This window comes from Flavonifractor sp. An91 (genome assembly GCF_002159225.1).
In the GTDB taxonomy this organism is placed as follows: domain Bacteria; phylum Bacillota; class Clostridia; order Oscillospirales; family Oscillospiraceae; genus Flavonifractor; species Flavonifractor avicola.
The window spans coordinates 15,817-27,406 of sequence record NZ_NFHA01000012.1 but is presented as its reverse complement, the minus strand read 5'-3'; the positions used below and the strand labels follow the sequence as shown (position 1 = coordinate 27,406).

The window sequence follows — 11,590 nt, the reverse complement described above, 5'->3', positions numbered from 1 at the left end:
AAGCCGCCCCTGCGGATATGAGACCCGTATCCATCCACCAACCGACTAAATATTGAAAAGGAGATCGATTGCAATGGACAAGACTCTGCAGATGTATATCGACAAGCTGAATGCCCTGAACTTCAAGGAGATGTACGAGGGCGATTTCTTCCTGACCTGGGACAAGACCGACGACGAGATCGAGGCCGTCTTCACCGTGGCCGACGCTCTGCGCTATATGCGTGAGAACAACATCTCCACCAAGATCTTCGAGTCCGGCCTGGGCATCTCCCTGTTCCGCGACAACTCCACCCGTACCCGTTTCTCCTTCGCTTCCGCTTGTAACCTGCTGGGCCTGGAGGTTCAGGACCTGGACGAGGGCAAGAGCCAGATCGCTCACGGCGAGACCGTCCGCGAGACCGCTAACATGATCTCCTTCATGGCCGACGTCATCGGCATCCGCGACGATATGTACATCGGCAAGGGCCATACCTATCAGAAGGAAGTGGTTGAGGCCGTGACCCAGGGCCACAAGGACGGCGTTCTGGAGCAGAAGCCTACCCTGGTCAACCTGCAGTGCGACATCGACCACCCCACCCAGGCTATGGCCGATATGCTGCACATCATCCATCACTTCGGCGGCGTTGAGAACCTGAAGGGCAAGAAGATCGCCATGACCTGGGCTTACAGCCCCTCTTACGGCAAGCCCCTCTCCGTGCCCCAGGGCATCATCGGCCTGATGAGCCGCTTCGGCATGGACGTCGTCCTGGCTCACCCCGAGGGATACGAGGTTATGCCCGAGGTCGAGGAGGTCGCCAAGAAGAACGCCGAGAAGTCCGGCGGCACCTTCACCAAGACCAACAGCATGGCTGAGGCCTTCAAGGATGCCGACATCGTGTATCCCAAGAGCTGGGCTCCCTTCGCCGCCATGGAGAAGCGCACCAACCTGTACGCCGAGGGCGACACCGACGGCATCAAGGCTCTGGAGAAGGAGCTGCTGGCTCAGAACGCCAACCACAAGGATTGGTGCTGCACCGAGGAGCTGATGAAGACCACCAAGGACGGCAAGGCTCTGTATATGCACTGCCTGCCCGCCGACATCAACGACGTGTCCTGCAAGGACGGCGAGGTCGAGGCTTCCGTGTTCGATCGCTATCGTGATCCTCTGTACAAGGAGGCTTCCTACAAGCCCTACATCATCGCCGCTATGATCTTCCTGGCTAAGGTTAAGGATCCCCAGGCCACTCTGAAGGCCCTGGAGGAGCGCGGCATGGCCCGTTGGTTCCAGAAGTAAGATTCTGATCCATATCTGACTTCCATTTTTCCTTCCCCTTCCTTTTAAAGGCCCGTCCGCATAGGTCAACCTGCCTGTATCTGTGCGGACGGGCCCCACTATTTTACGAATATTGAGGTGTTTAACATGGGCAAGCGTATCGTGATCGCCCTGGGCGGCAATTTCCCCAGAGCAGCGAGCTGCCCTGGGGACCCCTCAAGACTTTAACTTGCTCGGCGGAAATGAATTCCGCCTGCGCCAAGGTTTTGCTTGGGGCAAAACGCTTGTGCGCGCCAGAGGCGCGGTGAGCATTGCCGCCGCCTGGACCCTAGCATAAATTTTTGATTATGAGGTGTTTTAACATGGGCAAGCGTATTGTGATCGCCCTGGGCGGCAATGCTCTGGGCAACAATCTTCCTGAGCAGATGATCGCCGTGAAGCAGACCGCCAGGGCCATCGTGGATCTGATTGAAGAGGGCCACGAGGTCATCATCGCCCACGGCAACGGTCCCCAGGTGGGCATGATCCAGAAAGCCATGGCCGAGCTGACCCGCTCCGAGCCGGAGAAGTACATCCCCTGCCCCCTGTCCGTGTGCGTGGCCATGAGCCAGGGCTACATCGGCTACGACCTGCAGAACGCCCTCCGGGAGGAGCTGCTGGATCGGGGCATCAACAAGGGCGTGGCCACCGTGCTCACCCAGGTGGAGGTGGACCCCGAGGACAAGGCTTTCCAGAATCCCACCAAGCCCATCGGCGCCTTCATGACCAAGGAAGAGGCCGACAAGATGGTGGCCGAGCGCGGCTACAACGTCATCGAGGACGCCGGCCGTGGCTATCGCCGTGTGGTGGCTTCTCCCAAGCCCCAGTCCATCATTGAGATCCAGTCCATCCGTGACATGGTGGCTGCCGGCCTGGTGGTAGTGGCCTGCGGCGGCGGCGGTATCCCCGTCTACAAGACCGAGGGTCATCACCTGAAGGGTGCTGCTGCCGTTATCGACAAGGACTTCGCCTCCTGCGTGCTGGCTCAGCAGGTGGAGGCCGACACCCTTATCATCCTCACCGCCGTGGAGAAGGTGGCCATCAACTTTGGCAAGCCCAACGAGCAGTGGCTGGACTCCCTCACTCCCGACGAGGCTCGCAAGTACATCGCTGAGGGTCACTTCGCTCCCGGCTCCATGCTGCCTAAGGTGCAGGCCGCTGTGGAGTTCGCTGAGAGCGCTCCCGGCCGCTCCGCCCTCATCACCCTGCTGGAGAAGGCCAAGGACGGCGTGGCCGGCAAGACTGGTACCGCTATCCATCAGTAATCCAAGCAAACTCCAAACGAACAAAGCAAAACGTGCCCGCTCCGGAAGGCTCCGGGGCGGGCACGTTTATGGCATAAAAAATCCCCTGCCGGAGAACCGGCAGGGGATTTGTCTTAGTTGTTGGGAATGGGAAGGATCACAGTGAAGGTGGAACCTTTGCCTACCTGGCTCTCCAGGCTGACGGTGCCGCCGTAAAGCTGGGTGATGTGCTTGACGATGGCCAGCCCCAGGCCGGTGCCGCCGTTCTTGCGGGCCCGGCCCTTTTCCACCCGATAGAACCGCTCAAATACCCGGCTCTGGTCCTCCTCGGGGATGCCGATGCCGTGGTCCTCCACCGAGATCACAGCCTTGCCGTCCTGTACATGGACACGGGTGGTCACCGTGCCGCCGTTTTCGCTGTACTTGATGCCGTTGCCCATCAGATTGAAGAGCAGCTCTTTCAGCCGGCTCATGGGGACGCCTACGGTGACGCTCTCGCCCTCTACGGCCAGGGTCACACCGGCGGCCTTGGCGGAGGGCTCCAGCAGGGAGGCGGTGTCATGGGCCGCGTCCAGCACCGCGGAGCGCTCCTCGGTCTGGTCGATGGCCACCGACTCCAGCTCGGACAGCTTGAGAATGTCGTTGATGAGATCAATGAGCCGGTCCACTTCCACACCGATCATGGTGATAAACCGCTTCTGATCGGCGGGAGAGGTTACCATGCCGCTGGACAGCATATCGGTAAAGCCCTTGATGCTGGTCAGAGGAGTTTTCAACTCATGGGACACGTTGGCGGTGAATTCACTGCGGATACCCTCCGCCTTCTTCAGCTCAGTGACGTCGGACACCAGGATGGAGGTACCCACCGGCTGGCCCTCATACTGGCGGCCGGAGACGGGGGAGACGAAGAGCCGCAGGGAGCGGGCATCCTCGGTGAGAGCATCCACATCCAGCATAATGGAGGAATGTTTTTCCTGGCAGTCATGGATGGCCTCCCGGAGCCGGCGGCTGCGGGTGAGCAGCAGAGCGCCGTCCTCCTGCTCTCCCTCGGGGAAGCCGAACAGGGTACGGGCAGCCCGGTTGATGGCCAGCACCTTGCCTTCCTCATCCAGCAGGATCAGGCCCTCGTCCATACAGTCCAAGATCAGGCTGACCTTGTCCCGCTCGGCGGTAATGGACTGAATGTAGCCGCCCAGCTGATCCATCAGCTTGTCAATGTAGCGCAGGATGGGACGCAGCTCGTCGTCGGCCTGAAGATCCTCCAGTCCGGGTGTCTTTTTGCCGTCCAATACGCCCTGGAGAGCGCCGCCTACCGAGTTGAGAGGGGTTATGATACGGTTGGCGGTGCGGTGGGACAGCAGGAAGGCCAGCAGCAGGGCGGCAATGGAGGCGATCAGGAAACCCCAGACGCCGCTCATCACCAGAGAGTTGATGGAGGACAGGGGCATGGCAGCACGGCCGATCATGCCGTCGGCAAAGCGCTTGGCAACATAGAACATGGAGGTTCCAAGGGTATCAGAATGGCGTGCCGCCTCGCCCCAGCCGGAGCGCTCGGCGTCAATCACCTCGGGACGGCTGTTGTGATCCTCCAGCTGGGAGGCGTCCGCGTCGGTATCGGCCAACACGGTGCCGTCGGTGTCGATGATGGTGAGCCGCTTGTCGGGGGCGGCGGCATGGAACTGCTCCATCAAAGCCTCCGGCTCGGTGATGGCGCTCTGGGCGTCCATCAGCTCCAGCAGCTCCTGCAGGGTGGAGCGGGCGGCGTCCATCTCCCGGCTGCGGAACATCAGGACCCCCACGACATTGGAGATCAGCAGGGCGAACACCACGGTGAGCAGTGTTGCGCCGATGATTCGTTTCTTCATAATAGGCTCCTCTCGCAGATAATGGGAAAACGGGCGGATGGAGGCCGCCCGTGGTGTGACGGCAGCCGCCCCGGCAGGGCGGCAGGCCGTCAGGACATTTTATAGCCCACGCCCCGGACCGTGGTGACCACGTCGTCGCCCAGCTTCTGGCGCAGGGCCTTGACGTGCATATCCACAGTGCGGGTCTCGCCGGTATAGTCGTAATCCCAAACCGTCTGGAGGATCTCGTCCCGGGTGAGGGCCACGCCCCGGCGGGCACACAGCAGCTTGAGCAGCTCAAACTCCTTGAAGGTAAGGTCCACCAGCTTACCGCCCTTGCGGACCTCCCGGGCAGCGGGATCGATCTCCAGATCTCCGCAGGTCAGCACCTGGTCGCCCCGGCGCTCGGTGCGGCGAAGCACCGCCTTCACCCGGGCCTGGAGCTCCATGATGCCGAAGGGCTTGACCACATAGTCGTCGGCCCCGTTTTCCAGGCCGGATACCCGGTCCATCTCAGCGCTGCGGGCGGTGAGCATGATGACCGGCACCTCGGCGGTGTCCCGGCCCTCCCGCAGGCGGCGGAGGATCTCCAGACCATCCATGCCGGGCAGCATGATGTCCAGAATAAACAGCACGGGAAGGCTATGGGCCGTCTCGCCCTCGAACATGGCCTCGCCGGATTCATAGGGGCGAACGGTATAACCTACGGATTGAAAATAGTACCGGAGCATCTCGCGGATGCTCTCGTCGTCCTCCACCACCACGATGGCTCTGGACATGGGATCACCTTCCATTTCGTATTGGGGGCTCAGGCCTGGAGCTGGATCTCTCCGGTGACACAGAAAATAGCCCACTGGGCGATGTTCACCGCGTGGTCCGCGATGCGCTCCAGATACTTGGCGATGATAATCAGGTCGATGGCCTGGTCAGCCGTCTCCCGGTTCTCCACGATGAGCTCCACCAGCTCGCTCTTGATGGTACGGAAGAGCTGGTCGATCTCGTCGTCCAGGCTGACCACGGCATTGGCCGCATCGGTATCCCGGTTGACGTAGGCGAAAATGGCCCGCTTCACCATGACACCGGCCTTCTGGCTCATGGTGCGGATGTCTGCCAGAGTCTGGGTCTGCTGCTGCTCCTTCAGCAGCAGGGAAATCTCAGCGATGTTGGAGCACTGGTCGCCGATGCGCTGCAGGTCGGTGACCATCTTCAGGGCGGCGGAGATGGTGCGCAGGTCCCGGGCCACGGGCTGCTGCTGGAGGAGGAGACGCAGGCAGCGGTTTTCGATGTCCCGCTCCATCTCGTCCATGTGCTTGGTCATTTCCACCGCGGATTTGGCGGCGGCATCGTCGCTGGAGGCCAGAGACTCCACCACCACGTCGATGGCGTCCTCAGCGGCGGCGGCCATGTCGATCATTTCATAATTGAGCTCCTGGAGCTCGGCGTCAAAGGTTTTTCTCATGAGAGCCTCCTGTTAACCGAAGCGGCCGGTGATGTAGTCCTCGGTGCGCTTATCCTTGGGCACGGAGAAGAGCTGGGTGGTATCCCCGAACTCGATGAGCTGGCCCAGCAGGAAGAAGGCGCATTTGTCGGACACACGGGTGGCCTGCTGCATATTGTGGGTGACGATGACAATGGTGTAATCTTTCTTCAGATCGGCGATCAGGTCCTCGATCTTGGAGGTGGAGATGGGGTCCAGAGCGGAGGTGGCCTCGTCCATCAGCAGAATGTCAGGCTCCACGGCCAGAGCACGGGCGATGCAGATACGCTGCTGCTGGCCGCCGGACAGGCCCAGAGCCGACTTTTTCAGGCGGTCCTTCACCTCGTCCCAGATGGCGGCGCCCTGGAGGGACTTTTCCACGATGTCGTCCAGACGGCTCTTGTTCTTGATGCCGTGGGTACGGGGACCGTAGGCGATGTTGTCGTAGATGGACATGGGGAAGGGATTGGGCTTCTGGAACACCATGCCGATCTGCTTGCGCAGCCAGGTCACGTCCACTTTGGAGTCATAGATCTCCTGACCCCGGTACTGGATGGAGCCGGTGATCTTGATGCCGGGGACCAGGTCGTTCATCCGGTCCAGGGTTTTCAGGAAGGTGGACTTGCCGCAGCCGGAGGGACCGATGAGGGCGGTGACCTGCTTTTCGGGAATATCCACGCTGACATCCTTCAGGGCCTGGGTCTGGCCGTACCAGAGGTCCAGCCCCTTTACAGACAGAATCGTATTTTCATCCATGGTTGGAACTCCTTATTTCTTCTTTAATTTCTTGCCCACCAGCTTGGCGGTCAAGTTGATGACCAGGGTGAGCAGCATCAGGATGGCGGCGATGGCAAAGGCCACGTCAAACTCGGCCCGCTCCTTGGCATACACATACAGAGCCACGGTGAGGGAAGCACCGGAGGAGTGGATAAACTGGTCAAAGGAGCCGAAGAAGTCGTTGAGCGCCATGCCCATACCGGCGGTAAAGAGCAGGGCGGCGGACTCGCCCACAATGCGGCCGATGGACAGGATGCAGCCGGTGACGATGCCGTCCACCGAGGAGGGAAGCACCACCGTGCGGATCATCCGCCACTTGCCGGCGCCCAGGCCCAGGGCGGCCTCCCGGTAGGACTGGGGAACGGTCTTGAGGGCCTCCTGGGTGGTGCGGACGATGGTGGGCAGGGTCATGATGACCAGGGTGAGGGAGCCGGCCAGCAGGGAGGCCTTCAGGCCCAGAAACTGACAGAAGAACAGCATACCCACCAGACCGAAAATAATGGAGGGGATGCCGGTGAGGGTCTCGGTGGCAAACTCCAGAATGCTTACCAGCCGCCGGTTGCGGGCGTACTCGGTGAGGTAGATGGCGGCGCCCACGCCCAGAGGCAGGATAAAGATCAGGGTGACCACCACAATATAGACCGTGTTGAGGATGTTGGGCAGAATGCCGATGGTATCTTTAATATAGCTGGTCTCCGTGGTCAGGAACTCCCAGGAGATGTGGGGCAGGCCATTGATAAAAATATAGCCAATGACGAACACCAGCAGTGCGCAGGTCAGAGCGGCGCAGAAGTAGAGCAGGAAACGGAGGGTACGGTCATAGGCCTTCCGCTTTCCGGAAAGAGGTTTCATTTCGATCACAGTATATCACCCCTTCTTCCGTTTGAGAAGCGTGTTGAGGATCACATTGATAAGCATGATAAAGAGGAAGAGCACCAGCGCGATGGAAAACAGAGCCTGACGCTGGAGGCCGGAGGCGTAGGACATTTCGCTGGCCACAGCGGTGGTCAGGAAGCGGACGGAGGAGAAGAGGGAGGGCATATTGGCCACGTTGCCGGCCACCATGATGACGGCCATGGCCTCGCCGATGGCACGGCCGATGCCCAGCACGATAGAGGCGGCGATACCGCTGGAGGCGGCGGGAACGCTTACCCGGAACACTGTCTCAATGTGGGTGGCGCCCAGGGCCAGGGAGGCCTCCTCATACTCCTTGGGGACCGCCTTCAGGGCGGTCTCGGACACGGAGATGATGGAGGGCAGGATCATGACGGCCAGCACGATGATGGCGCAGAACAGGCTGGCGCCGTCAGGCAGGTTGAACAGTTCCCGGACGGCGGGAACCAGCACCATCATGCCGATGAGACCGTAGACTACCGAGGGAATGCCTGCCAGCAGGTCCACGGCGGTGCGCACGGCGGAGGCGACTCTGGGCGGGGCGATCTTGGCCAGGAACACCGCCGTCATAAAGCCCACCGGAACGCCCAGCACAATGGCGCCGGCAGTGCCGTAGATGGAGGTCAGAATAAAAGGAAGGATACCGAAGGAGGGCTCTGCTGCGGTGGAGGCCCACTTGGTCCCGAACAGAAATTCCACCAGCCCGATCTCCTTAATGGCGGGCAGGCCGGAGATGATCAGGTAGATGCTGATGAACAGGACGAAGACGACCGCAATGAAACCGCAGAGGAAGAACAGCAGGTTCATGGTCACTTCCAACGGTCGGAGCTTTTGTTTCATGGTTGATGACCGGCCTTTCGTAAAAAGTTGAAATCATAGAGATTGCCCCCTCGTGACCGAGGGGGCAATCAAAACGGCGGATGGATTTACTCGGCCACGGGCACCGCGCCGGCGCCGGCGATCAGATCGGCGGCATCAGCGGAGGTAGCCCACTCGATGAAGGCCTGAGCCGCGTCGGAGAGCTCGGCGCTGTCGCTGACGATGAAGTTGAAGTTACGCTGAATGGCGTAGGTGCCGTCCAGAACGGTCTCCTCGGTGGGAGCCACACCGCCCACGGTGATGGCCTTCACGGTGTCATCCACAGCGGACAGGGAGGCGTAGCCGATGGCGTTGGGGTTGGAAGCCACGTTGGCGATCACTTCGCCGGTGGAGGTCAGCTCGTTCTGGTACTTGCAGGCGTCCTCGGTGCCGGTGATGGACTCGAAGCCGTCGCGGGTGCCGGAGCCGGCCTCACGGCCGATGAACACGACCTGAGCGTCGTTGCCGCCAACCTCGGACCAGTTGGTGATCTCACCGGTGGCCAGCTGAGCGATCTGCTCCACGCTCAGGTCAGCCACGGGGTTCTCGGGGTTGATGATGATGGCGATGCCGTCCTTGGCCACGGTGATGGCCTTCACGCCGGTCTCATCATCCTTCAGGTCGCGGCTGGCCAGACCGATGTCGGCGGTGCCGTCCTGAGCGGAGGTGATGCCGGCGCCGGAACCGGAACCGGTGTACTGAACCTGGATGCCGGGCTGGACCTCACGGAAGGCCTCGGTCAGGGAGCCCATCACGCTCTCCATGGAGGTGGAGCCGTTGGTGACCACGGTGCCGGTCAGCTCGGTGGTGTTGTCGGGAGTCTCGGACTCAGTCACAGCGGGGCTGTTGGTGTTGCCGGCGGGGCTGTTGGCGCTGCCGGCATCGCCGCCGCCGCAGCCGGCCAGCATACCCACGCACAGAGCGGCGGAAAGCATCAGCGCAAGAGTTCTCTTTTTCATGGTGTTCAATCTCCAATCATGCAATGTATTCTTGGTGTCTTTTGGTGTCTCGGAACAAGCTACAGTATAACGGCCCATTGTAAAGTTGTCCTTCAACGAATTGTAAAGAATGAGTAAAGCTGCTCTCTCCCAGTGGTTTCCGGACTTTACATTGTAGGATGTCCCATTTTACAAAAGGAATACCGGCCAATTTGGAGCAGTGGGCAGAAAAAGACAAAACGTGGAAAAATGAACGGGGCAAGGTATTGTATTCTTTCGGGAGGAAAGATATAATAATGATTACTGAATCAGCTTATTCTGTGTCCGTCTGACGATCCAGAACGGACATAAGCAGATCATAAAATAAAAGGAGATACAGAGATGTCTAATATTTGGCATGATATCAGCCCCAGCCGCATCCAGCCTGAGGACTTTGTGGCGGTCATTGAGATTCCAAAGGGCAGCAAGAAGAAGTATGAGCTGGACAAGGAGACCGGTCTCATCATTCTGGACCGGGTGCTCCACACCTCTACCCACTATCCCGCCAACTACGGGTTCATTCCCCGGACCTACGGCGATGACGGCGACCCCCTGGACGTGCTGGTGCTCTGCTCCGAGGCCATGGACCCCCTGACTCTGGTGCGCTGCTATCCGGTGGGCTATATCTCCATGCTGGACGGCGGCAAGAACGACGAAAAGATCATTGCCATCCCCTTCTCCGATCCTACCTATAATACCTATCAGGATCTGATGGATCTGCCCGGCCACATCTTTGATGAGATGGCCCACTTCTTCACGGTCTACAAGGCTCTGGAGGGCAAGGAGGCCGTGGCCGGCGACGTGAACGACCGGCAGGCCGCCATTCAGGTCATCCAGCGGGCCATGGATCACTATGCCGAGTGCTTCCTGGGCGGAGCTGCCCCCCGGGTGGATCACCGGGCTTCGGACCGATAACACCGTTAAGGAAAACTTAATGGATTCTTTTCCCCCATTTCTTTGATTCTGTGTTAAAATGAATCCGTTATATGCCTGGACTGGGCATATGGCCGCATCCAATCGCTGCGATCATTCCAATGAGAGAGGACGGATACCATGGGTCATCCATTTGACTGCCTGGTCATCGGCGCCGGTATGGCGGGTGCCATCTGCGCCCGGGAGCTGGCCGAGCGGGGCGGGAAAAAGGTGCTGGTGCTGGAGCGCCGGGACCATGTGGGCGGCAACGCCTACGACTGCTTTGACCAGGCCGGTGTGCTCATCCACCGGTACGGTCCCCATATCTTTCACACCAACGATAAGCGGGTCTTTGACTATCTGTCCCGCTTCACCCCCTGGCTGAACTATCAGCATCAGGTGGTGGCCAACATTCCGGCGGAAGAGGGCCGGATGGAAATGCCGGTGCCATTCAATCTGGTGTCCATGCGGGCGGCCTTCGGAGCGGAGAAGGCCGACAGTCTGGCCAAGCGGCTCATCGCTGCCTACGGCATGGAGAAGAAGGTCACCATTCTGGAACTGCGGCAGAATCCCGATCCTGAGATCGCCGCCCTGGCCGACTATGTGTACGAGCACGTCTTTGTCTACTACACCATGAAGCAGTGGGGACAGCGCCCGGAGGAGATTGATCCCAACACCACCGCCCGGGTGCCGGTGTTCCTGTCCGAGGACTGCCGTTACTTCCAGGATCTCTACCAGGGGATGCCCAAGGAGGGCTATACCCCCATGTTTGAGCGGATGCTGGATCACCCCGATATCACCGTGGAGCTGAACACCGACGCCGCCGCCCGCCTGACCCTGGCGGACGGGCAGGTGCTGCTGGACGGCGTGCCTTTTGACGGCACGGTGATCTACACCGGCGCGGCAGATGAGCTGTTCGGCTGCTGCTACGGCCGGCTGCCCTACCGCACCCTGACCTTCCAGTTTGAGACCCACCCCGTGGACTTCTGGCAGAGCCACGGCACGGTGAACTACACCATGGACCAGGATTATACCCGCATCACCGAGTTCAAGTATCTCACCGGTCAGGAGCTGCCCGGTGTGACCACCATCATGAAGGAGTACTCCAGCGCCTATACCGGCGGGGCGGGGGAGATCCCCTACTACGCCATCATCAACGAGGCCAACAACGCCCTCTACGCCAAGTACAAGGCGGAGGCCGACCAGTTCCCCCGGTTCCATCTGCTGGGCCGGTTGGCGGAGTACAAGTACTACAACATGGATGCCATTGCCGCCCGGGCTCTGGCGCTGTGTGACGATCTGTTGAAGTGAGGAAA

The 11,590-nt window shown here is 60.2% G+C and carries 11 protein-coding genes; 4 read left to right on the top strand and 7 right to left on the bottom strand.

From position 1 onward, the window contains the following. Positions 1–73: 73 nt before the first annotated feature. Positions 74–1,273, top strand: a complete 1,200-nt coding sequence (ygeW, locus tag B5G42_RS08615) for a knotted carbamoyltransferase YgeW (RefSeq protein ID WP_087269123.1) — start codon at positions 74–76, stop codon at positions 1,271–1,273. Between the two features lie 341 nt (positions 1,274–1,614). Next, positions 1,615–2,556, top strand: a complete 942-nt coding sequence (arcC, locus tag B5G42_RS08610) for a carbamate kinase (RefSeq protein ID WP_087269120.1) — start codon at positions 1,615–1,617, stop codon at positions 2,554–2,556. A 113-nt stretch (positions 2,557–2,669) separates the two neighbouring features. Here arcC and B5G42_RS08605 read toward each other — a convergent pair whose 3' ends face one another. The 7 genes from B5G42_RS08605 to B5G42_RS08575 all read right to left on the bottom strand — a co-directional run bounded on the left by B5G42_RS08605 (position 2,670) and on the right by B5G42_RS08575 (position 9,344). Beyond that, positions 2,670–4,400 (bottom strand): sensor histidine kinase, encoded by a 1,731-nt coding sequence (locus tag B5G42_RS08605; protein WP_087187818.1) that lies wholly within the window; start codon positions 4,398–4,400, stop codon positions 2,670–2,672. A gap of 89 nt (positions 4,401–4,489) precedes the next feature. Further along, the gene (locus tag B5G42_RS08600) at positions 4,490–5,158 is read right to left on the bottom strand and encodes a response regulator transcription factor (protein WP_087269117.1); all 669 of its coding nucleotides are present in this window, start codon (positions 5,156–5,158) and stop codon (positions 4,490–4,492) included. 29 nt (positions 5,159–5,187) lie between these two features. Next, complete coding sequence (gene phoU, locus B5G42_RS08595) at positions 5,188–5,838, bottom strand: phosphate signaling complex protein PhoU (RefSeq protein WP_087269114.1); 651 nt, start codon at positions 5,836–5,838, stop codon at positions 5,188–5,190. A gap of 12 nt (positions 5,839–5,850) precedes the next feature. Then, entirely contained in the window at positions 5,851–6,612 is a 762-nt protein-coding gene (pstB, locus tag B5G42_RS08590) for a phosphate ABC transporter ATP-binding protein PstB (protein ID WP_087187821.1), read from the bottom strand. Positions 6,613–6,624: 12 nt separating this feature from the next. Further along, on the bottom strand, positions 6,625–7,491 hold the full coding sequence (pstA, locus tag B5G42_RS08585; RefSeq protein ID WP_087269240.1) for a phosphate ABC transporter permease PstA: 867 nt from the start codon (positions 7,489–7,491) through the stop codon (positions 6,625–6,627). A 9-nt stretch (positions 7,492–7,500) separates the two neighbouring features. Continuing rightward, positions 7,501–8,367, bottom strand: coding sequence for a phosphate ABC transporter permease subunit PstC (gene pstC, locus B5G42_RS08580; protein WP_087187822.1), 867 nt, complete (start codon positions 8,365–8,367; stop codon positions 7,501–7,503). Between the two features lie 86 nt (positions 8,368–8,453). Beyond that, positions 8,454–9,344, bottom strand: coding sequence for a phosphate ABC transporter substrate-binding protein (locus B5G42_RS08575; RefSeq protein ID WP_087269111.1), 891 nt, complete (start codon positions 9,342–9,344; stop codon positions 8,454–8,456). 360 nt (positions 9,345–9,704) lie between these two features. Here B5G42_RS08575 and B5G42_RS08570 point away from each other — a divergent pair, with 360 nt between their 5' ends. Together B5G42_RS08570 and glf are read left to right on the top strand one after the other, a co-directional pair. Next, the gene (locus B5G42_RS08570; protein WP_087187824.1) at positions 9,705–10,277 is read left to right on the top strand and encodes an inorganic diphosphatase; all 573 of its coding nucleotides are present in this window, start codon (positions 9,705–9,707) and stop codon (positions 10,275–10,277) included. A gap of 138 nt (positions 10,278–10,415) precedes the next feature. After that, positions 10,416–11,585, top strand: coding sequence for a UDP-galactopyranose mutase (gene glf / locus B5G42_RS08565; RefSeq protein ID WP_087269108.1), 1,170 nt, complete (start codon positions 10,416–10,418; stop codon positions 11,583–11,585). Positions 11,586–11,590: the final 5 nt, after the last annotated feature.